The organism is Vreelandella xerophytica (genome assembly GCF_968048975.1).
On record NZ_OZ309106.1, the window covers coordinates 3,678,589 to 3,702,060 of the forward strand.

Below are 23,472 nucleotides of genomic sequence, written 5' to 3' on the forward strand. Positions count from 1 at the left end.
CCGACGTCACCCCCGGTTTGTGCAGGGCCTAGATTAAATATTGGAGGCACTATGAATGCCCTACTCTAGAGGATCAAGTGGCCGAGGCAGGGTGTTTCATGCAGATCATCAAGAGAAGCTGCCTTCTGTGTTTTAGTGTGATAAAGAAGACATGGCGACTCGTGCCTTTGAAGATACCCTAAAGGGCCCTTGGCACTATAGGAATCAGACTGGCGCATAACCTGGAAGTCTACGCTTAGGTGCTTAAGAAAGCTGTCGCTGATCCGAGCACTATTCAATAGCGTTGCACCTGGAACTTGAGACCGCTATGTATCAATACCGTCACAACGCTAACTCTTTTGGCCCTGTTGATAAACAAAGCGCTAAAACACGATTTATATGTGCTAATACGATCACACTACTTGCCCCTATGGCTCGCCTATTGTGGCCGAAGTATCAGAAGTCAGTTTACGCTCTCGGGCTAGGACAGCTAACCGCTCTGCGAGCAACTCCCCTTGGGAGCGAACGAGCACCAAGTTAATTAAGTGAGGTTCTAAAGCGGCTATTTGTGACTCCATTAATGCTTCGTACGTTGTCATATCAGCAGCTTCAATAGGCGAGTTATCCGGGCCTCCCATCTTGGCCTCCAATGCGCAGCGCTGATCAATTTGCTCTGCCACTGAAGTAAGCAATGTTTCAATTACGCGTTGATAAGCCTGTTCGGTTTGCTGATATTTTACCTGTTGTGATTTTAATTGTTTTTGATAGGTAGCCTTGGTCTTCTGAACGTTTACTATTGCACGTTGATGGTCATGCCAAGCATCACTAATTACTGTACAAAGTTCCTTTACTTTTGTATTTTTGTGCTTTTTAGAAAGCTTTTCCAACGTATCTAAGGTAGAAACAGGTAGTACAAATGTTGCAGATTTTTTATTAGGTTGCTGACGTACCTTCTTTTGTCGCCACGCATTCTTCGATTTTTCATAGCATTCACGAAATAATGGATCATTCATATTTGCTTCAATAGCTCTTAACAATAAGAGTGAATGCGGGTTTTTAAAAACACTATTATTCCTAAAATATTGATAAAACCCAGCATGCCTTTTGCCAAGATAATCAATTATCCAATTAACTTGGATCGCATTATTTTGGTCGATCCAATCACAGTAAGAAACTGTCACAAGACAATACTCCAACATTAGCTGACAACAAGCAAGTGATAAAGATAGAAAATAAATTCAGATATAAGACTGTTAAAGTTTAATCCGACACGACAGCTAAAGATTTTTAAATTTTAGCCAAAACTTAGTCACACAACAAGTCACGTGACGTGTAACGTGACTTAGTAATTTTTGTATAATATAATTTCCTTATAAAGGGTATTTTTAGCGATTACAAATTATCATATTTTACTGACAAGGAGCATGGCATGGGCTTCCAGTTATTTTATTTCGAAAGCACCGATCTAACATCAGAAGCTCGTTGGTTCCTATGGCAGTGGGAACGCCGGATTGGTTTACATAAGCCGTTCGACGGTACGGTAAAAGATTTACTGAGCCACTTGAAAATGTCAGTTAAACAAGGGCAAAAAACGTTACTTGAAATGAAAAAAAATGGGGTTATAGAAACAGCATCCGTGATAAAAAAAGTGGGGCGACCGAGCTATAGATACTGTATCGCTAAAACGATGCTTGAGACTTTAAAAAACCTTCGTAGTGAAGCACCTCTTTTATCAGACTTTATAGAACACATAAGTGAATACGACCCGCCTGTCGCTGGGGATACGGGTAATGAAAGAGACCAAGATAAAGCGAACAGTGTATCTTTATCGGTGTATAATGAAACAGCGCTTATAGATTCAACCCTTCTATTTAATAAAACATCAGATGAGAATGAAAAAATAATAAAACTACCTCTACCGATCAGACAACCGAATTTATATCATAGCCATCAACGTAAAGAGCGACTGACTCAGTCAAACCGTTGGTTGTTACTTGTGATGTTGGCGCGTTCAGAAGTACCAGGTATTGTGACCAACCTAAGTAATGCCAAATTGCAGCGTTTAACAGGGATGACTGCCAATCAACTTGCTAGCCAGATAAAAAAGCTCAAGACACTCGGCATTATTTTGGACCACCAAACGGGGCAAGCAGGCAAGGTACTGGGTGAGCGTATGATCTCGATCTACCAGTTAGATCTTTCTCATTCATTACTCGGTCGGCCAAATAGTAAAGTTCTAACACTGTATTCCCCCATATTAAATAACAACACATTCACCGAACTAAGCCATGGGCTTATTGATGCAATGATAGTTTATATTATCAGTTCGGAATATAGAGCGATACTTACTAAAAGACTCGATTATCTTTATACCCAAATCCACATTGAGAAAGATTCAACCAAAGTAACTTCTAATATATCAAGTAGATTAGAGTCATTAAAAAAAATTGAAAAAGAAATAAATGAAAGCATAAGTGCTTTTTATGATGCTAAGAATTTCTTGCCTACAATAGATCATCTATATTCGACGATTAAGGCGTTTGCGATAAATTGCGATACCTCTCAAGTAGATTGGTTGCGTACACGCATTCATACTCAAGCTATGCAAATACTATCGATGCAATGGAAGTATTTAGAAAACAATGAACCTTTACCCAACTCACCCGATTTTCAAGAAAAGCCTGAAGCTGCACTTCGTCATCAGCTTGCATACAAACTGGCGATGGACTTACATCACCTACTAAAAAAAGCTGCTGCTAAACAACAAAATATAGATTTTAAATTCGAACTATTAAACTTTACACTTACTCCTTACTACGAATTAAACAAAGAAACATTATCCGCTTTGGTTTTGCGGTGTTTTACTATAAATGATAATACGATAGGTCTTTTACCTGACTGCATAATAGAAAAATCATATATATACTTCAACATGAGAAAATATTGGCAAACTCATCGCCAAAAAATCATATCAGCACAGCCTAGTTAACACTTCGCAAAGACTATTTATCGATAACTACATTTTCCAACTAATTAACTTTGCATCTAAGCTTATATAGCTAAATAGTGATGTGGCATTTCACAGTAGATCAAATCCATTAAATTTCCTCTATAAGTAAAAAATACTCAGCAGCCTCATGTCATGAACAAACAAAAGGAGTTCGTCATGAGCAACCGACTGATCCGCATAAAAGACGTCATGGACCGCACTGGGCTGGCCAGGTCGACGGTCTACAAGTACATCAGCCTTGGACAGTTCCCTCAGCCTATCAAGCTGGGCACACGGGCCGTTGCTTGGGTCGAGCGTGAAGTGGAGGCCTGGATCTGCGAAAACATCCAACGCAGAGATGAAGCAGTGCTGAAGTAACCCGACCTTTCCCTAATTTAAATCAAGAGTGATTATTCAATGACGACTACTCACTCCCACCAGCAACCATCAGTACCTGTTAGTCGCTACCAGCTCCCACAAGCCTTGTTTAATTATTATTATTTAAATCAAAGGGTAATGGGAGGGGCATCAAGCCCCGCACCTGAGTAGCGAGCGAAAAGGTAGCTATCCAAACGTCGCCACCTGAATGAATCCAGCACCCGCTGGAGGCTTCGGCGTGCCTGACATAAATGCCCATGCCTCAGAAGGCATGAGCCAGTCCCCCCTATCCGAGGTAATTACAATGCTGCAACGACACCCATCAAACGCCAACTTGTGCTTGAACGCTGCTCATACCTTCAATGGGCTTGCTCTCCAGGAAAAGCATCTGCCAATGGCCGATGAATACCTTCAGGCCCTCTACGACACGATGCAAAAGGCACTAGGCGATTACCCTCGCGTTCTCGCCTTCAGGATTGATCCTATGATCCCTAAGGAAATAAACGACAGAATGCCATTAGAAGAGCATAGAGGCCTTCTCGCGAGGTTCATCGCCTCCCTAAAGGCTATCATCAAACATGATCGTGAAAGTAAGCGTCAAGCTGGCTGGGTGCCTGATACCAAGGTGCGCTACGTGTGGTGTCGGGAAATCGGACGCAACCGTAAACCGCACTACCACTTGTTGCTCTTACTTAATCGTGACGCCTATCACATGCCAGGTAAGGCGTGCTCTCAAAACGAGAACCTCGTCAGTCGCGTATCACGTGCGTGGTACAGCGCACTGGGGGTTGCGTGGAATCCTCAAGAACCATGGGTTCACGTGCCTGAGCATCCGTACTATTGGATCGATCGGGGTGATCCGAATAACTTTCAGGAGGCGTTCTATCGTGCCTCTTACCTTTGCAAAGCGGATACAAAAAAGTACGGGTTAGGTTTACGAGCGTTTGGAACCAGCCGAAACTAAAAGCCCCACCATGGTCATTGAGCAAGGCTGCTAAGCAGCTCTTTGCCCACTAGCCCCCACACCGCTAAACTCGGTTCACTATTTTGTGGGTTCTAGGTGTCCGCCATGCCCACGGTTACTGCCATACATGGAATCATTAATGAGCCCCACCGTTACGCTGCACGGTGGGGTGCCATCAAAGATCTAAAGCACTACATTGGCGCGGAGCTGAACAAAGCCACCGAAGCGATTGAAGAGCACAATGCCACGCTAGAAGGCGTGCTGGTGTTTACAAAACCCGGGGCGATTTAGTCATATGAAATATGGATCTTTCCAAATTCAGCAACATTATGACCTTCATCCCTTACAGATGAAGCCCATCGAAAGTCCTAAAAGACCGCCATGTCTTTGATCGATTCTATTATCTTTAGCTCGCCACTCATCTCATCCTCCTAAGCTTTTTGTTCTTGCCTGATAAACGTCACCTCAAAGGCCTTACTAGACCGAAACTGCTGTAGTCGGTTAGAAAATGCGAAAGCCTCATTCATCTCATAGTGCTGAAAGATGTCCAATCCCCTGTCCAGCGATATCTTCCAGCCGTGGTCCGTAACGATATGACGGGCGTGAATGGTACCGCTGTCGTCAAACTCCCAGGTGAAGTCGATGCCCACGGCGCGAGCGGATTCCTGGATTTTTTCAAAACTCTCGTCTTGTAGGTCACCCTTGAACTCGTCCCTGACGGTGACGAGGTGAACCGCCACTTCATCTTCTTCGGCCTTGTTCTTCACGATGGCTTCGAGAAACTCCATGAAATTGCGGATCTGGTAGAAAAGCCGAATGTAGGGATCTGTGACGGTGATCGTGCTGGCCCCCTTCAGATACGGGCCAAACAAACCGTCATATGAGATGCCCTTCTGGTTTTCCTGGAAGGTCAGGTGCTTTTCCTCCAGTACGGGCTCGGGGGCGTGTGGCTCTTTGGGCTCGACACCTTTAACGTCCGCTGTTGGCTCGGGTTCTTCTCCGACGTCATCAGGGTTAGTCACCGTTTGGTGGTAGTAGCTTGGGTACTCTTCTTCCTCAAGTGTGGTGACCAGCCGTTCCTGCCCTTGCTGATCCTGATAGGAAAAGCGTACTTCACCGTAGGTGGTATCAATCCGCTGTAACTGATCCTTGACCCGCTTGCGCCCTTCGATGGCAAAACGCAGCACTTCTTCCACATCTTCTCTGGTCGCTGCCCCCTGGGGGAACAGGATCTTCATCAAGCCGGAAAAGGTCTTGTTGATACCGTCCCGGTCACGGGTCGATATGTCCGAAGAAAGGGTAAAGTGCTCCTTATACTGATCGGAATAATCGTAGTTCCGCATCGAGCGCAGGATTTCCGCGAGGTAGTCCACCACGAAGCCATAGCCGTCGGAGAACATCTCGCCCCGGATGATATCGACCTCCCACCCCGGGATGTAGAAGTGGATCCGGTCCAGAAAGGCGGAATCGTAGAATTTGTCCGGCAGCTCATCGAACAGGTCCGAATGCTTCAGCATATAAGGTACGGTATGCCGGGTATTCCCCACGAACATCATGGACGCCTCGGCGCCCAGGGTCTCCACGCCCCGGGAGAAGGACTTGTTGGCCATATAGTTCTTCATGATGTCGACGAGGGCTTTGTCGACGCGCTTCTGCTTGCCGGCGAATTCGTCGAAGGCCACACAATCCCAGTACCCTACCAATCCGATCTTGCCGCTGGAGTTACTCACAAACAGCTTGGGTACGGTGACTTCACCTCCGGATACCAGAATCCCATGGGGCGAGAACTCGGAGTAAACGTGGGATTTGCCTGTCCCCTTGGGTCCGAGTTCAATCAGGTTGTAGTTGCGCTCGCAGAAAGGAACCAGGCGCAGGAGCTGGAGGAGCTTGCTGCGCTTGCCAAACATTTCCGGATTAAAGCCAATGCTCTGTATCAACAGGTCAATCCACTCATCGGTGCTGAACTGCTGACGCGCAGCGACGTAGGCGTCGTAGTCGAAATGCGAAAGCTGAATTGGCTTGAGGGTGGACAGGATCCAGGGGCTGGCGTTCTGGTCTTCAGAAAATACGTATTCGATGTCCGCGATGCACCAGACGCCGCTTACCAGAAGTTTGGGGTGGGCCTTAACGGTTCCCGAATCTACCAATACCTTCTTGATCCCCAGGTTGGAGAACTGCGCCTCGTAGGCATCCGTCTTCTCATTCAGGGCCACGCTGATCTTGTCGATCACCTTGTAGCGCCCTTTCTCCTTGATATTAGAGCGCACCAGTCCGGCTTCATTACGGTGGACATAGTGCTTGGCCAGAATCTCCTTGACCGTTTCGATACCCGTCTGAATCGTGGCCTCATCGCTGGTGGCGCAGTACTGGCCGAGCAGATATTCCAGTACGTATGAAGGAACGATGGCGTTGCCCTTGACCGTTTTCACTAGGTCTTTGCGCACTACCAGGCCCGGGAAGTGTTCGTTGATCTTTTGGTCAAGCGTACTCATTGGCTACAACCCTCAGAAATCGAAATCACTGGTAAATGAGCGCCGCATCAAATACCTGAGCGACTTGTACTCCTTGTAGTGGGAGGTACCGGCGTGCTGCTCGTCCAGTCGCAGGAAAACCTCCTCGCCGTTGGCCTCGTCCGCTTTGCGGCTCAGCACGAAACGCACCTGAAGCTCTCGCTCGCGGGGGTTCTCCGATGTCAGATCGAACGACAACTCATGACTATCCGATATCAACTCCCCTGTCTGGGTATAAATACCGGCCCTCAGGTGGCGAGGTTGCACTTTTTCGGTAACTGGCCCGGACTGATACAAGGTGACCGCCAGTTGGCCGGCAGTGATCACCGAGCTGGCCCCACGCAGGATGTCCACCTCAACAGCTCTGACATCGCTCTGGCGCTTCTTGTTGACCTTCAGGACCGGAATCACCACTTCCTGCAACGATGCGCCACCATGCACAAAACGGCTACCAGAGCCCTTGAGGCGCAGCCGGTTAATAGACTTGGGAATCTGCGCCTCCATATCACCACCCAGCCCAAGCTGCTCAGACGAGAAGTGATGGAAAGCGGGAGAGGCGGACAGCTCCTTACCCAGCACGAACCGGCGATCCCGGTAGCGAATATCGTCGCCAGAAACGGCATCGCCCAGGAAATCACTCTCGTCCAGCTCATGGTTTTGGTAAATAAAGCCGTGATCAGCGGTGATCAGCAGGTTGTTGGCGTTGGCGGCCGTAAGCTTCTTGATCAGGCGTATGAGGTCAACCAGGGTCTGTTCCGCCGCTTCAAAGGCCTGCCCCTCTGAATGCATCTTGTCGCCGGTGTGGTCGATACGGTTGTGGTAGATGTAAACCACATCATTACCCTTCAGTAGCTCCCGGCTGTCGTCCCGGTTGAGCTGCATAAAATCTTCCGCCTTGACGGCCTGCCCCCGCCCATCCAGGGCGGCCTGCAGGATTTTTGTGCGGTTGACGGTGCCCTGTGAGCTTTGGCCATCCACCAGTACCGTGCCGGTATCGTTGTCGGCGATCGCCAAGGACTTGTTGGGCAGCAGCGCCGCCATACCGAGCTGGGTATAGCTGGGAAGAGTCGAGAGTGCCGGTTCAAGCTCTGCGCTGTAACGATCTTCCTGCCGGATAAAGCCCAGCAGCTCGTCACCAATCTCGTAGCGCATGGCGTCGGAAATGATCACACAGATCCGCTTGTCCTTGCGCAGGTACGGGCGAACCCAGTGCTCGAAAAAGGCTTTTTGCTGAACGACCGGATAGGCCTCCCAGCGCGGCGCGGCATCCACGTGAACCTGGAAGCCGTCGCCCAGCTTGAGCAGGTAGTTGTTGGAATACAGGTTCTCCACCTGCTCACTGAGATCGCCCATCAACGATGCCTGGCCGGACATGCGCACATGGTAGGTAAACTTGCGGTAGAGCTGATCCAGCTGGAACCAGGAACGGCTGTATCGCTGAACGCCGTCGGAGAGGCTGTCCATGGTGAGACGAGCCTCGCCCAGCATCTGGACAAAGCGCGCTGCAAACTCAAGGGCTTCATACAGGTGGCGGAACTCCCCGTACCAATGGCCCTGACGCCGCTGCCGCACCCACAGTGCCACATCGCCGCTGGTGACCGTGCGGCCTACCACCGCTCGCACAAGGTCACTGATAATCTTCTGGTCGATTAGCCGGAAGTAGTCCAGTTCAGTCAGGTCCCGGAAGTCCCGTTTACCGAGATCCTGCTCAATGCCCAGCACCTCGGCACACTCGGCAGACAGGGTTTCAAACCCCTGCTCGAACTGGCGGCTGTCTTTCCAGCGCTTGAGGAACACCAGCGCATCGCCGGTCAGCTTGACCTCGCCATCCGTGCCCATGGCGTAGCAGGACTTGAACAGCTCAATCACGAAGTCGCGCAGGCTCGGTTCACTTGCCTCGTAGCCGTAGAAACGGGTCAGCTGCTCCCACAGGAAGCCATTTAGGCCGCAACGCTCAATCAGCCGAATGCCATCATCACGGTCTTCCGCCAGTTGCTGCAGCAGGGTTTCCACCACCGAGTCCATACGGGGCTCGCTACCGGCACATACAGCCAGCATCTTCAGGCGCAGCTGGCCGGCGGTGTCATCCGGCTTCAGCAACTTCTTCAACGCCTCCTTGCGCTTGTTCGCTTGAAAGAACTCCGCGTGGGCCTGGGCTACCTCGGCAAACTCCAGGCCCAAGTCCAATTCGGACAGCCAGATGGCCACCTGATCAGTCCGGAACTCGCCGTGGGCCAGCTGTACGTCCAGCAACCAGTTGTCCAGATCCTCCGGTTGTGGCCCTTCCTTGTACAACAAGAATTTCTGTTCCGGCGACTCCCGCAGGATGCGATATTTCAGGCCGTACTCGTTGTTGGCGATCTCCAGCTTCTCGACGTTCGAAATGGAAACCGCCTCGAAGTCACTGCGCAGCTCTTGCTTGGTGTCGTACCAGAAGATGATCCGATGCTTATCAAACAGTCGCGTCAGAGCCGTTTGAATCTGGCTGCTCATGAGACTACCTCGTCCAGCTCTTCATCTTCACTGTCAGCCACACTCTCCGCCGCCAACGGCGCGGACATGTAAACTCTGGATATCAAGCGCTGTTTTAGGGCTTCCCGCCTGGCCAGGTAGAACGCCTTGAATGAGATAAATTCCAGATCTGCATTCTCGATGAGCAGGTCTCTAGGGGATAGATGCACATTCCGATCTGAAAGCCATTCCTTCAAGGGGCGGTCTTTCTTCGCAAGATTTTGCGAATGATTCAGCAGATGGAGATTGGGGATCGCATTCCAGTGAACTGGATCGCGATAAAACGCCATCAACTGCTCGTCATTGGCCAGAAAACTGGCGTTCTTCAGCAACTTTTTGTCAAAGGCTACTCTCGGATGAAGGTGATCAATGTGAAAGACTTCTGACACATTCATTTCCGGGAACAGCAAATGCAGTAACGCGCGGCAGCGCCCCTCTCCATGCTGCGTTTCCAACAGTTTATCGAGGGTTTCTTCATCGAAACGCAGATCCTTGTTCGTCGCTTTGTAACGCTCGATGATGGCAGGCAACGGGAAGGTATCGTCGGTGAGGTGCTTTACTAGAACATCCCTCATGCTGCTTAAAATGGAGTCAGCTTGACCGCCGAAGACCCCTTTCAAAAGCGCCATATAAAACCACTGGCTGATTACCGCACGTTGCTCATGGCATTTCGCAAGGTTATTAATTTTCCTGAAGAGCGGCTCTCCTGAAAAGCATTTTTTATACAAATAGTAACAGATCGGAATAACAGCGTTTCTGGAGGTCAGCGACTGCGGCGTAATACCGAATCGCCGCACGAGGCGGAATGTTTCGGTAATACATTCTTTGATCTCGGGCCACTCTCGCTGGATTCGGGCAACCTGCTCGCCCTTGAAATTTCTCACTTTGAAACGGACATCGACTTCCGTGAGCATCAAGCAGGTTTTCAACAACCAGTCACGCTCTATGTAGAAACCCATCTCCGTGTTCTGATGGATGTGATGAGTCAAGTCATCAAGCTCTTTCCGAAAATCCCCATCCCAGTGGGCAACAGCAATCGACATCAGCAGGTCAGAAAAGTCCAGCTTGGTGCCTCCACTGTTGGTACGGATAAATACATCTAAAACATGGTCGATTTGCTGACTGTTCTCATTGAAGTAGTGAATGATCCGCTGTGAACGGATCACATCATAAACTTTCAGCAGTGTCTTTCGAGCAAATGTATTTGTACTGAGTCCTTGTCGCTCGAGCTCTGGCATTACCACCTCCAAAAGCACATCATCGCTACTTTCTTGGTGTGGATACCTGAGTATTTCATGCATGCAAAGCCAGTGGTGGGCCGGGGTCTCTGCGGCTAACGAATCCTTATATTGCCGGTCTGTTAGGAACCGGAAGTTGTAATACATCAGTGATTCGTCGTCTTCTGATTCCAGTGGTGCTTTCAGATCCAGATACAGCTTGCGGGGCGGTAACACCTTATCGTCGCGAGTGCTGGGCCACCAAACTCTTGGCTTCTTGTACGCATATGTACCGCAAAGCCCAATGTAGAGAGATGTAAGACGCTGCTGGCCATCGATGACTGCCCTGAAATCCTTATAACTGGCATTGGTTGGGACGTGAGGGTTCTCCTCACTGAAACGCTGGCAGTAAGACTTTAAGAACTCGTAGAATTTGTAGTCGTTCTTAATACCATCATCCTTGATCTCCCACATCATGAACGTGTTGATGGGGTAACCCCGCATGATGGAGTCGAACAGCACGCAAATCTGATGGCTGCTCCAGACGAACTTCCGCTGTATTGCCGGCAGCAGATAGTCTCGCTGATTGATGGCATCAATCGCGTCTTTAATAGTAATGGCCTTTTCGTACTCACCTGCCATGCCGACAGCTCCTTACTGTTTCAGGACAAGCCTGGAATTTTCTTCAAGGCGTCGTCAAATTCCGGATAGTTCGCCTTCACCCCTTTATCGAGATCGATTTCCTTTTGCTTCGTCGCCAACGGGTAAAGTACATCCCGCTCGTAATCATCCAACTCGGCTAGGGTTTTGTTGATCTTCTCGATCTCTTTCAGGGCCTTGGTCTTCTCGCCAGGAGAGGCCCCGGCGCTGATACTGACGGCCTCCAGATGGTTTTTCCGGGCCTGCAGCTTCTCGTCTTTGAAATCGCGCAGATACTTCAGCACCATGCCCACGGTGTGGGGCTGGTAGCGGTGCATGTAGATCAACGCATTGAATGAGCCCTCGGGAGAGGAAAACAGCCAATAAATGGGCCGTTTCTTGTAACGAGACCAATGGTCTTTGTAGAAGTCCTTTAAGAAATAGTCGCGAATCGTCTTACGCTTACGCGCATTAGGGTTAGCTGGGTAGAGGCTATCTTCTAAAAAGCGGAGGTTTTCATCATAGTGCTCGTCGCCAAAGGCGATGCGCAAGAATTCACGGAAGCGCTCAGTGATGTCGTCGGTGAACCAATCGCCATCAAGCATGGGGATGACATTGTCATCGTCCGCCTGGAAGCTCGGCTCCGGAACCCGCTTTAGGTAATCCTCGATGGTCTCGCCCTGATTGGCCAGGATCAGCCCCGGTTCTTCAAGAGAATAACGGCCGAACATACAACCCACGGCGTATGAGATCAGTTCGCGCATGGTGTCAGTCAAAAGAAGTGACTCCAGCTCTTCCTCGCTCTTGTCGCTGCCGTAGCGGTAGTTCGGATTGCAGGTCAGGGTGATCTCGTTGAGTGGCATCTCGGGCATCAGTTCTTCTTGAAGGCCATAGGCCTCGATGAAGATTCGGTTGTTCTCTTGCTCCAAGCGCTGCATTTCCAGCGTCATTTCGCGCCAATGGGCGCGAAGCTTCTGGCAGCTGGCCTTTAAGGTTGCCTGACGGTAGTCAGCATTCAGTAGCGGGAGGCTGGTGAAATCCCAGGAGATTTCATAAGAATTCCAGTCATGTTTACCAATAGAGATCAGTCGCTTAACATTAAGATCTAAATCTTGTTTGCTATCTTTGGGCGGTTGAAACGGAACACGTGCCATATCTCCCACCTGAAACGTCGTAGTCGGATTGAGAATTTGCATAAATCCAAGCATGAGCTTGCTATTCATCAATCCGATTACTTGTTTCAGCTTACTCCTTGCTGGAAAGCCTGAAGATCCTTTAACGTCAAAAATAAAGCCATTAGGAGCGTGTCTAGCGGCAAATGAGTTCGTCGTTATGTCAGCCCATGTGATCCCCTCTTTGAAGTAGTACTCTGTATTTTGAGGCCTGGATCGTACTTTTCCGTTCTCGTCCTTAAAATTTCGGATGCGAGTTCCGTCATCTTCCCAATCAACGACATACTCACAGTTACCGTACCATTTACGCCAGTCGCCACCCTTGTTGTATGGGAACCACTTTAAGTTCGTTTCAGATGCCTCATCGCGTGATGCGAGCCCAAAGCCAATCTCTTTTATGGAGATTTCATGCCACGCTCTCATGAATATGTCATTTGATCCTGTTTGCAAACCAACTCTAGGCTTTACAAGCTCTCCAAACAAAGTAGCATTGGCAAAGATTTGACGAACAGTATCACTTACCCAGTAAGCAATAGGACCGCCCGGTATCTTCTTGAAATCTTCTGTTGAGGCGAGAAAAGGATTTGAGCGGCGTTTTCTGAGATTCGCATCCTTCTCCGCCTCATTTTTACCATCAGAGAGTTTCAGAAAAGATCCCTTGCAGTTAGTTTTTCTTGAATTAGTTATTACAAACGCAGTAGTTGAGACAACCTCCCCACCAATACTATCGAAGGCCCTTGCGCCTAAATGAGCCATGGAAGCAATTGTATGTTTATTGAGCATAGTGGTACGCAAGGTCTCAAACGAAGATAAAAACATCCAGCTTTGCATGGTTATCATTGCAACTGAACCATACTTGTTAGTCAGATCAAGATTACGCTCGATAAACATGGCAAATAGATCTAATTTGCTGTTTGGGTAATTATTTTTTGCGAATGCTTGCAATCGCCCCGCCATGCTTCTATTGCCCATATAAGGCGGATTGGCAATTACCACGTGGTATTTAGGGCTCAGGTAATCGGCCTGTCGCAGGGCTTGCAGCACCTTCTGATGGGTCATGCTGATAAACAGCTGTCCGGAGACGTTCTTTGACTCCAGAATCCTGAGCATGCCGTCTATGTCAGTGACATCCGGACGGATCAAGGAACCGAAGTTATGGGCCTCCTCAAACTGGCGAAGGGTGGTGAGCATCGGCTCAGTGAATAGGTCGCGCCCGACGAAGTTCATGTATTCTTTCAGCTCACCCTCTTCAAAATGTACACTTCCAAGGACACAAACATTGGGCTGAACCGGCTTATGAAAAAACCGGCGCTGCTTTGCCCGCGCTTTCATCGTTAGTGCAAAAGCGGCCAATTCACCGGCACGCTCATCGATCTCAATGCCGTAAAGATTATGAGTCAGAATCTTGGCCGGAATATCGGCAGGTTCGTAGCCTTCCTCTTCATAAATGGCATACAGTAGATCGAATGCATACGTCAGCATGTGTCCCGATCCGCAGGCCGGGTCGCAGATCTTGATCTCTTCGGGGCTGTTGATACGTAGAAAATCCGTCTCAGACTCATACGGCTTGATGTAGTAATCCATTTGCTCGACCAAACCAGAGTCTGGCCGATTGAGCATCCAGAGGCGGCCCAGTGAGTTCTCCACCAGATAACGCACAATCCAGTGTGGCGTGAACAGCTGGGTTGCCGCAGGGATATTTTCGGGAGTAACCTTTTTGTTCTTCTTGAGATCAGAAAATACTTGGTCTTTCTTCTCGGAGATATAAAACTGATACAGCCAGCCGATCACCTCGACATCCTCACAGGCATCCGGCGTCATGGCTTCGCGGGTATAAGCCAGGATTGAGTTGCCTGAAAGCAGATCATCCGACATCAAAAGCTCGGTGTAATCGTCAATGCGTTCGAACAGGAACGGCATCGCACTGTACCAATAGTTACAGGCTGCGACGACCAGCAGGCGATAGGCCTCCCCCTGCGGATCCTGACTGGGTGTTTTGCCATCCAGCAGAGCGAAGATCTTTTGACGGGTCGACTCCGACACCATTTCCTCATCGATGTGGCCCATCTTGGCATCAGCCAAGACCTCGGGCTGGAACTGCCCCTCAGCAGGGGAAACAATGCCAATGCGGTTATAACGGTTCACGTCCATAAAACGCAGGGCGCAGAAGCGGTTGAACCAGATATAGGCCACCCGCTCGATAACCTGCTCTTTGCCTTGGTTGTTTACCGCCTCTTCAAGTTTATTAATCGCCTGTGGCCTTTCTCGCCGGGCGGGACTCTCGTCGGCGAGTAACAGTTTGAGCTTGGCTGTAACCTGCTCTAGGAGGCTGCGGCGAGCGAATTGAGCGAATTTTTTAAGTTTCCCAGTTTCCACGGTTACTATCCTCAAGCTTGTGCATCGGCTATGCGTGACACAGGCCAATCCGGGAATATTTTATTCCAAGCATCAACCGATAAAACGATGCAGTCAGATATATGTTTTCGCTTCCACGCCTCAAACGACTCACAGCGGATGTCTGCCATCAGTCTATCTTTGAATCCAGTCAGGACTGCTTTTTGTATCTCTGAGTCGAAAGCATCTAGGCCTACCAAGACAATATATTTGAAAGGCTTTTTATCTTTTTCCATTAGGTGAAGGTAAAGATAAGAATCTCGGGCTTTTGGTGTTAACTCTTGCGTCAGAACAGAGTTATCTGAGAGGCGCTTTAGGTAACTATTTCTTTGCTTCTCCTGACTTTTGGAGTGCGAGGGATCTTTTATTTCAATGAGGAGTACGTCGTGCTCTCGTTCGATGACGAGATCAACAAACTTCATGCGGACAGGAAGTTTAACTCCTTGCCTATCCAGTTCACTCCATTCAATATCTTCGGGGAAGCTGAACTCAAGCTCCGCATTCTCTTCTGCCTTATAGATTCTCATGCAAACTACCCTAAAGCCCTTTTAACATCTGCGTCGTAGAGTTCTGCAAAAGCATTAGAAATAGCAGACTTACTAACTCCGTCGTAATCATCAGTCGTTTCAATATGAACTTCTCTATCATTCCCTTCGCGACATAGAGAGTGAAAGCGAACATGATCTCCAGCTCCCTTGTCAGAAAGCAGGTCCAGCCACTTCAATAAGACATAGTCATGCGTTCCGATAATGACTTGCTGACCGTTTCGAGAAAGCTCAAGAAGTACCTGTACGAGCTGTTTCATCAGCTTGGGGTTCATATTGGATTCCGGCTCGTCCCAGAATAGTGGTCCACTGGACCCAGGAGACAGCACACCGTTACTCAGCAATCTGTGTAGAATACCGATCTTCCTGAAACCCTCCGCCGTCATGCTGCTGGAGTACTGACGACCGCTTTCTGCAACGAACTCCGTCACTGTGGAGTCCTGATACGCTTGGGCGGACTTGGAGTTAGTTCGTTTAGGAGAGGGCTTTTCCCGGTATTCACCCGGCTGGAAGCAGAAGCCGCCGTTTTCCCACTGGTAGCGCCCACCAATTAGGCTGACCAATTGCGGAATAATCGAATTCAACCTCGGATCATCGCTGATTCGTGCGTCCAGGTCTTCGTCACTGGTTTTGGTCAGGGCCTTAGCGAGATCCACGTAGCCGTCATCAAATATCAGCTCAACTGTCTTCTGGTCGTGCGCTTCGTCGGCCATGCCCTTGACCAGAGAGAGTACTTCTTTGGTTGGAATGAACACGGGCTCAGCTTGGTACTTGTCGTAACCTTGTGAATTATTGATCGAGAATTTAGAGGAGTTGTTGAAAAAAGTTGCGTTGATCCTCTGCTCCTCTGCAAACTTTGCGATTAAGCTGGCATGCTTCTTAGCCCCGTGGAGATGCATCTTCCCAAGCTTGTCATCCAGGGGAATGAACAGCCGCAAGAACTTGGCCGTTAATCCCGCTTCGAGCTCGGCTTTACCGAGATTCGGCTTGTTCTTGCAAAGCGATGCGCCCGCACAAAGCCCGTAGGCCGCCTTGAGCAAGTGGGTTTTGCCAGTACCATTTTCACCAATGATCACGTTGATCTTGGATGAGAAATCGATGTCCAGGTCACCGAATGACGTAAAGTTTTTGAGTTCAAGCCGGTCTATCATCATTACTTCCCGATTGTTCACTATCCCCTGACCCAGCACCCGGTCGGCCACGGCCCTCACTTGCACGCGAAAATATGCGCGGCGCTCGTATCCGCTCGTATTTTTCGTGCGTCGCACGTATTTTATCAGCTTCGCTCATATCGGGTCCCCTTGCCTTGGCCTGCCGGGCGTATTACGCCCTTGTCTTTCAAGCGGTTGAGCAGCCGAGTGGCCTGAAAAGGACTGATATGGCACAGATCGGCGGCATCCGCTCGTTTGATGCTGCCGTGGGTGTCGATGAAATTTAGCACCATCTGCTCCTGCTGGATGGCATCGAATCCGGCTTGGCGCACATAGGCGGCCTTTTGCCCCGCTCCCCGGTACACCTTGGCGCTCAGGGTATAGGTTCGGCCCTTGCCGGTGCCGTGGGCTTCCACCATGCCGGCCTCCACCAGTTTCTCCAGGGTGCCCCGGACCACGGTTTCGGGCTTCTGCACCGACTTGGCCAAGTCCGCCGTCCTTAAACGCCGCTCATTTCGCAGCCGTGACAGGATGATCAGGCTGTCGATGGGCATGGCGGCGCCAGTCTGTTCCTCGCGCTCGACGATCATGCGCAGGAATTCGGCGTCCGCGTCTGCCGCGCTCATGCGCACGGAGACGGTGTGAGTGGATGACATGGAGTAGTCGGGGGCGGTACGCCCATAGCGGAGCATGCCCTCGAAAATCCGGTCGATGCCCCGGCCAGTGCGTTCGGCGAGGCCGATACGCTTGATAATGTCGGCCAGCAATGGGTTGCGGGAGCGGGGATCGGCCACCAGCAGGTTATCCAAGTTGACGCCTTCCACAAACCCGCCCGGGTTACTGATGCTCAGGCCGTCATCGTCCAGTTTGACGTGCACGGCGCCCAAGGCGCTGTAATCCCGATGAACCAGGGAGTTCACAAAGGCTTCCCGGAAGGCCCGGCGGTCGAAGTTGGGTATGGGCACGCGAAACAGCCCGACCTGAATCTCCTCTTCCTCCACCCGGGCGCGGAACAGTACTTCGGCCTCTTCAAAAGTTTCCAGCAGCGGTTTGCGATAGAACTCATTGACCAGGACATCGGTACCGCGCAGCACCTGGAAGGCTACCTCGTGGGAGGGCAGGTGTTGCCGGAGCTGCATTTCGTTCCCCAACAGCAACAGGCCTGCAACAGTGGGGCGGCGCATGCCTCCCACGCTCACAGTCAGCCCCAGGGCGCCGTCCAGCTCATCGTCCGCCAGAGGCATCAGGCTCTGGTCGCCGCCGTACTTCTGGATGGCGTTGCGGATTCGGATGCGCTGAATCGGGTCCAGGTCCTCAACCGCCAGGTTTTCCACCGGCAAGGCCGAGGGGTCGGTTACCCCCAGGCTGGACTGGCGCTGAACAAACTCATGGGGGTAGAAGGGCACAGCCTCCGGAGTGTCGTCCATTCTCAGACGCCGACGTTGCAGCAGGCCATCCGAGGTGGACACCAGCTGCCGGGATTTGGGCACTTGGATTCTGGCAATAGGTTGCCCTTCCAGCTCAAGGGCCTCAACGCGCACGGCCAGTGAAGGAATGGTCTTGTTGGCAATCAGCGCGGGCAGGCCGGCGAGGTTGCGATGATTGGCATGCAGCCCAGTCGGGGTGCCATCGTCTTCAACGCCCAGGAACAGGTCGCCGCCCTCGGTGTTGGCCAGGGCCACCACCGCAGCTACCAGATCCCGGTCCGGCAGGCTTTTGACGTCGCTCTTGAACTCGACGGCGAGGCTCTCGCCGCCGCGAATGAGCGTCTGGATTTCCTGTTCGGCTTGGTGCATGGCTATCCCCAAGTTCGACCGACTAGACGGTTCAGCATGCTTAGATCTGGACCTTACGGCCTTGCTGGACTTCAGCTAACAGAGCCTCGCGAAGGGCTTTCAAATACCGGTTCACATCACCCTCGTCGGCCAACCAGGCCTTATCGAACGCGACACGGAGGTTACGGGCGTGAACGTAGTCGGCTACCGATTCCTTGACCTCATGAGACTGCCCTCTATTCTCGTCCTCATCCTGACTGCCCGGAGGCTTCTGGGAGTTGTCTGCCAGCGCTGATTTCTGATTAGCCAGCGCCACCATTTTGCCCAGCAGCTTCTGGTAGCCCTCTTCTTCAAAGTACCGGGTCCGGTCCTTGATCACGGCAATCAAGCGCTCCTGCCCGATGTAACCGACCAGATCCCGGAACGGTTTGTTGAGTTCATCCTGGCGCGGCTCCGGCAGGGACTGATATTCGTCCATGCTTTGCATGCGTTCCTGCATGGTCTTCAGGGAGGTTTCTGTCTGAGCTCGGGTTTGCTGCACTTTCTCATCGATACGCTCCTGCAGGCTATCCAGCTGCCCCTTGAGCTGCTGAATGCAATTCCCTTTGTAGCAGTTGGGGTCGTTCAGGATGATGCGGATCTGCTCGATCTCGTCCCCGGACGCATAGATGAAGTTAGGCTCTTGGCTCTGCAGAAAGGACTGGGCCTGGTCGTAGATGTCTTTTTGCGAGCCCCCCATGAATTTGCGGATGGGGTCGATAACCTCCTCTTTCAGGCCCAACAGTTGGTCTTCCTGCTTGCCCAATTCCGTCAGGTGCCAAGTGTAGGGCTTTCCGGCGACCTCTTTCAGCGTCTCCAAGGCAGGTTTCAGGGCATTGAGAAACGGGTACTGGTCTACCTGCGTTATCCGCCGATCCAGGTCGTGGTACATGGCCTGGAAGGCTTCACCGGCCTCTTTACCCAGCGCCTTGGCTTCACTGCTGCAGGGCGGGCTGTCGAAGAAGTCCTCGTAAAACGACTTGAGGGCTCGGACCTGAGAGGCGGTGAACTCAATCTGTGGTTCCAACACCACGTTGCCGTGGCCGTGAGTGTTACGCAGGGTGCGCTCCAGCGCGCTGTTCTCCAAGATATTCCCGTCGAGGCGAACTTCCACCTTACCACGGGCACTCAGGTTGGCCAGAGTGCAGAGAATCGCGGCGTAATACCAGCCGTAGGGTTTGCGTTCGAACTTCTCCCGCAGGCTCTTCAGGGTGGTGCGGACACCGCCCCGGTTGTTGCTCTGAATGAACGCCAGCACCTCCTGCTCGGCTTCCGCCAGGGCCGTGGCGTCGTTACCGAAAAGGCCATCGTCGGTACGGTTAAGGCAATTGCTGATGTCGTTTTCCGTGTAGGAAACGCCGCGCAACATGCGGAGATTCGGATAAGAACGTGAAATCAGCTCATGGAAGCCCCGAATAATGCGGGTCTGGGGGTCCTCATTCGCCACTGCCACATCGGCGCCGCCAACGAGCAACCTGGACTTGCCAATGAGGGCCTGAACCTGCTGCCGGAGCCTAGCCTCGCGCTCACGGTTCTGGAAGCCCTTGTCATTCAGGATCCGCTTAACGGCTTCCTGCTGGGTAACGGAAATATTCTGCTTGATGTACTTCTCGGTGCGCTTGAACGTAATCAGATCGCGCACCAGGCGATCGTCCGACGGCATGAGCACGAACAGCTCGTCCGCCTTGTAGGTCGAGGCTGTTCGTAGCATCTGCTCGTTATCAGTATGCTCGTGGAACGGGCTGATGACATTGATCGAGAGCTCGTATTCACGCCCATGCAGACGATCATCCAGTTTGCGCGAATAGGCGTAGTCCTGCCCCTGGTTTTGGGAGGAGCTGGCGTCATAGCGGATTTTGCGCTGCTTGATGACAAAGTCGAAAACGATTTTTTCCAGCTCGTCCGCAACGTCCGATGACTCAACCTCTGTGTTCTTGACCTCCTGCTCGACGTCCTTTTCCTCATCCGTCAGGTACTCGTACTGGTCGCCGTTGCGCTGTATGTAGGTCTGTTGCTCCAGAAGACTCAGGACTTCTTCGACCCTGGTGCGAAGTGCCGGCAGATCCTGATCGAAGGCATCCAGCATCAGCACGCAAAGGTTGCGCACCGTGGGCTTGAATTCCTTGACATATTTGACCAAGAACAGAGCCTTCAGCAACCGGATGGCGAAGGTATTATCGAGGTGGTTCTCGGCCTGAATAATCGTCCGCTGTATTTGTGATTTCAGTGCAGAGCGGATGCCCTCGAACATCAGATCAAAGGTAGCCAGCTGGCCCACCTCCTGAGTGCCGATGTGGATGACCACCTGCTGGAAAACCCCCAGCATGGAACGCTCACCGACTGAACTGTGCTTACCCTCGAAGGCGTTGTGCTCGGACAGGTTCTGAATCGCTGATTGAAACAGCGCGAACTGATAGGGAGCGAAGGGGTAGCTATGGATGAAGTGGTCTCTGTCCCGGAAGTTGCGATAGGTAGCCGATCCATCCGCGAAGTCAAAAAGGGTTTTGAAGTTGTTCGCCTGTGCGTGGTAGACGTCCGACAGCTGATTGACGCCCTCTTCGGTCTTGGTCAGCAGGCGCTTCTGGATGACCTCCGCCACGTCCGCGCTGGACAGTTTCATACGGTTATTGAATCGTGCCTGAATTTTCGAGAAATCGTTGCCTTGCTGCTTGCCCATTTCGCCCACCACGTTTTTCATTTCTTCCTGGGCGGTGACGATAATCCAAGCCCGGCCACGGCACTTGGTGGCGAGGCTCTCGGCAATGGTTTGCAGGTTGGTCATCAGCTTGATGTTGTCGGCAATGTACTGGCCAACCTCGTCCACAAAGAAGTTCAGGCGGAACTCTTTGTGGCCACCCTCTTTCGCCTGCTTCTCGATATAGGCATTCACATTGTCGGCGAAGTCCTCAATCGAGACTCGGTATTCGCTGCGGTACTTGTCGAGGATGCCCGCTGCCGACTGCGGGTCGCTGTCGGTCACAGCGGCGTAGGCTTTGGCAATATTCGGGCCTTCCAGAAGGGCTTGCTCCCGGCCTTTCTGCCAAGGGCGACCTGCGATGGCCTCGTACTCGGCTTTGAACTGTTCGTACAGGCCACGGCCGTCCAGATCGCGCTCAAACTGGGCGATGTGCCCTTGTTTGCCGTAGTAGCCGCACATTTCATCAAAGACTTTAACGAACACGGCCAGAAGCGCATCGATCTGGGTTTTGCTGATGACATCGGCTTTCTGATCGATGTTGAACAGAATGCTCTTCGCCGGAATTGAGACAGCTCGCTTCAGGTCGCCTCGGAGAATTTCATTCTCGCTGCACTTGGGAAGGAACAGATCCAGTGTCTTAGCACCGTCCATCTTGCGGTTTTCAAGCAGAAGGGCCAGCATTTTGAGCAGGTGAGACTTACCGGACCCGAAGAAGCCGGATACCCAGACCCCGTTCGCCCCTTCGTAGTTATTGTAGGCGTCCAAGAACTCTTCGAGGCGTTTCTCGACTTCGTTGGTCAGTACGTATTCTTCAATTTCGAGGCGAAGACTGGCTTCATCGTCGGCTTTGATAACGCCTTCAATGGGGCGGTCAACGGGCTTTAGAAAAATATTCTTCAATGTCATTGTACTTTCCCTTAATGATTACGCCTCGAATCGTATCGTCCGCTCAGGCTTCGTAGTGAAAGATATTGAACGCACGGTAGTACTTGTCGTCATGCAGCCTGCCGAACAGATCCAGCGATGCACCGGTTTCCAGCGAGTGGGTATAGGAGCCCGGGAAGAACATCACCGTTGGCTGGTCTTTGGCGGTGCTCTGCAAGTTGTTGAGCACGTTATGGGAGCGTATGTAGGGGAAGACCTCCCCCACCCCTGAGAGAAACAGCACGTCAAACTCAACGGACTGGATTTTTGCCGCAATAGCGGGCACCAAATGGGCTTCCGGGTCCAGCACTCCCTGTAACAGTTCTTTCAGCTGATCCTTTGAGACCGTGGGCTCGAGCTCCAATACCTGGCCCCAGACGTCTCTTTCTTTCAAAAGGTCGACGGCCAGATCATACAGATTGATGCTCAGGATCCGGATGCCCGCCTGCTCCAGCCGGTTAACCAGCTGCCGCTGAAGACGCTCCATCTCGACCGCTTCTTCAGGTCGGTAGGGGCAGATGAAGAAAGGCACTTCATTACCCAGTCCCTGTTTGTTCAGGAACCGCTGGCCGGAAACCACGCTGAACAGGTGCTGTAGTCGCTCCTGCATCGGCATCTTGGCAATGTCCTTTTTCAAGCTGACATCCCCCTGATATCGGACTCATAGATTGGGAAGTAAAAAAACTCGTCAGGATTGTTCTGACGCAGCAACTCAACCAGCTTGGGGCTTAGCAGTATTGCGTTTATGGTTTTGTCCTTAGCTAACAACCCTGCCTCCCGGAGCATTCTGAACAGGACTTGCCGCAATTTATCGCGCGTTGAGGCACTGGCATTATCCAGTTCGTCATGCCACTCCGATTTACGGTTGTAGAAGGCATCGAAATCCTCAAAGCTGAGATCCAGCTTCATCGCGACAAACCGTTCGCGGAGTACTTCCACCGCAAAGTTCGCAATAAAGCGGTACAGGCGACACACGGCAACCCACAGAAGGTGAGCCTGGTCCTGGTGGTTTACCTCGGCAAGGAAAGTCAGTTCGCTTTCGGTCAACGTCTTCAAGCGTGCAACCGCCTCTCTACAGGTGCGCTTTGCCGTGCTTTCCGTTCTGGCCTGTAGCAGGTTGTCATGTAGAACTTGAGTCCGTACCTCTGCCCAGTCACGGAGCGACAGGTACAGCTCGGCCAGCTTCACCGATTCGCGGTGATATAGGCTGCCGGATGTGAAAGAGATGCGATACCGGCCTCGGGTCATTCGGAACGCTCACCCTTGCTCGTCTCGGCGGCTCCACCGCCCTTGACCCACTCATCTACTTCGACTTTTTTGAACTTCCAAAATCGCCCCATACGGTGGGCAGGCATTGCGTGCTTGTCGATCCAGCGGTACACGGTGTCATTGCTAACACCGAGGTGCTTGCCTATTTCATCTACGGATAACCAGCGATCTTCCATCTCGGCCATGTTTTCGCTTCCTATGGGCGATGGTGTTGCCGCCTCATATGAGGCGGCACGGTCTCAAGGGTGGAACAGCCCATCGTTGTGTTAACCGGTCAATATATAGAGGCACAAACCTGCTTTCAAATGATTTGAACCG

The 23,472-nt window shown here is 51.4% G+C and carries 16 protein-coding genes; 4 read left to right on the top strand and 12 right to left on the bottom strand.

Annotated elements, in window-relative coordinates; translation table 11 throughout:
* Window positions 1-407: 407 nt before the first annotated feature.
* Window positions 408-1,160, bottom strand: a complete 753-nt coding sequence (locus ACWF8S_RS17220; protein ID WP_447554696.1) for a hypothetical protein — start codon at window positions 1,158-1,160, stop codon at window positions 408-410.
* 248 nt (window positions 1,161-1,408) lie between these two features.
* Here ACWF8S_RS17220 and ACWF8S_RS17225 point away from each other — a divergent pair, with 248 nt between their 5' ends.
* The 4 genes from ACWF8S_RS17225 (at window position 1,409) to ACWF8S_RS17240 (ending at window position 4,601) form a co-directional block, all read left to right on the top strand.
* A complete protein-coding gene (locus tag ACWF8S_RS17225) occupies window positions 1,409-2,968 on the top strand; it encodes a hypothetical protein (RefSeq protein ID WP_447554697.1) in 1,560 nt (519 codons plus the stop codon).
* 177 nt (window positions 2,969-3,145) lie between these two features.
* Window positions 3,146-3,346 (top strand): helix-turn-helix transcriptional regulator, encoded by a 201-nt coding sequence (locus ACWF8S_RS17230; protein ID WP_447554698.1) that lies wholly within the window; start codon window positions 3,146-3,148, stop codon window positions 3,344-3,346.
* 304 nt (window positions 3,347-3,650) lie between these two features.
* Window positions 3,651-4,310 carry an inovirus Gp2 family protein gene (locus ACWF8S_RS17235; protein ID WP_447554699.1) on the top strand — a complete coding sequence of 220 codons (660 nt, stop codon included), beginning with the start codon at window positions 3,651-3,653 and terminating at the stop codon, window positions 4,308-4,310.
* 105 nt (window positions 4,311-4,415) lie between these two features.
* Entirely contained in the window at window positions 4,416-4,601 is a 186-nt protein-coding gene (locus tag ACWF8S_RS17240; protein ID WP_447554700.1) for a hypothetical protein, read from the top strand.
* A 140-nt stretch (window positions 4,602-4,741) separates the two neighbouring features.
* Here the strand turns inward: ACWF8S_RS17240 and brxL are convergent, their stop codons facing one another.
* From brxL to ACWF8S_RS17295, 11 genes are all read right to left on the bottom strand, one after another.
* A complete protein-coding gene (gene brxL / locus ACWF8S_RS17245) occupies window positions 4,742-6,802 on the bottom strand; it encodes a BREX system Lon protease-like protein BrxL (protein WP_447554701.1) in 2,061 nt (686 codons plus the stop codon).
* 12 nt (window positions 6,803-6,814) lie between these two features.
* Entirely contained in the window at window positions 6,815-9,313 is a 2,499-nt protein-coding gene (gene pglZ, locus ACWF8S_RS17250) for a BREX-1 system phosphatase PglZ type A (protein ID WP_447554702.1), read from the bottom strand.
* The gene (locus tag ACWF8S_RS17255) at window positions 9,310-11,190 is read right to left on the bottom strand and encodes a DUF262 domain-containing protein (RefSeq protein WP_447554703.1); all 1,881 of its coding nucleotides are present in this window, start codon (window positions 11,188-11,190) and stop codon (window positions 9,310-9,312) included. The genes pglZ and ACWF8S_RS17255 overlap by 4 nt, the downstream gene beginning before the upstream one ends.
* Window positions 11,191-11,210: 20 nt before the next feature.
* Window positions 11,211-14,735 carry a BREX-1 system adenine-specific DNA-methyltransferase PglX gene (pglX, locus tag ACWF8S_RS17260; protein WP_447554704.1) on the bottom strand — a complete coding sequence of 1,175 codons (3,525 nt, stop codon included), beginning with the start codon at window positions 14,733-14,735 and terminating at the stop codon, window positions 11,211-11,213.
* 11 nt (window positions 14,736-14,746) lie between these two features.
* Window positions 14,747-15,280, bottom strand: coding sequence for a hypothetical protein (locus ACWF8S_RS17265; RefSeq protein ID WP_447554705.1), 534 nt, complete (start codon window positions 15,278-15,280; stop codon window positions 14,747-14,749).
* A gap of 5 nt (window positions 15,281-15,285) precedes the next feature.
* Entirely contained in the window at window positions 15,286-16,500 is a 1,215-nt protein-coding gene (locus tag ACWF8S_RS17270) for an AAA family ATPase (RefSeq protein ID WP_447554706.1), read from the bottom strand.
* Window positions 16,501-16,574: 74 nt separating this feature from the next.
* The gene (locus tag ACWF8S_RS17275) at window positions 16,575-18,245 is read right to left on the bottom strand and encodes an ATP-binding protein (protein ID WP_447554707.1); all 1,671 of its coding nucleotides are present in this window, start codon (window positions 18,243-18,245) and stop codon (window positions 16,575-16,577) included.
* 40 nt (window positions 18,246-18,285) lie between these two features.
* The gene (gene brxC / locus ACWF8S_RS17280; protein WP_447554708.1) at window positions 18,286-21,867 is read right to left on the bottom strand and encodes a BREX system P-loop protein BrxC; all 3,582 of its coding nucleotides are present in this window, start codon (window positions 21,865-21,867) and stop codon (window positions 18,286-18,288) included.
* 43 nt (window positions 21,868-21,910) lie between these two features.
* Window positions 21,911-22,522, bottom strand: coding sequence for a DUF1788 domain-containing protein (locus ACWF8S_RS17285; RefSeq protein ID WP_447554709.1), 612 nt, complete (start codon window positions 22,520-22,522; stop codon window positions 21,911-21,913).
* Window positions 22,519-23,133 (bottom strand): DUF1819 family protein, encoded by a 615-nt coding sequence (locus ACWF8S_RS17290; protein ID WP_447554710.1) that lies wholly within the window; start codon window positions 23,131-23,133, stop codon window positions 22,519-22,521. Before ACWF8S_RS17290 ends, ACWF8S_RS17285 begins: the two co-directional genes overlap by 4 nt.
* On the bottom strand, window positions 23,130-23,339 hold the full coding sequence (locus ACWF8S_RS17295) for a helix-turn-helix domain-containing protein (RefSeq protein ID WP_008174223.1): 210 nt from the start codon (window positions 23,337-23,339) through the stop codon (window positions 23,130-23,132). The genes ACWF8S_RS17290 and ACWF8S_RS17295 overlap by 4 nt, the downstream gene beginning before the upstream one ends.
* Between the last annotated feature and the right edge of the window lie 133 nt (window positions 23,340-23,472).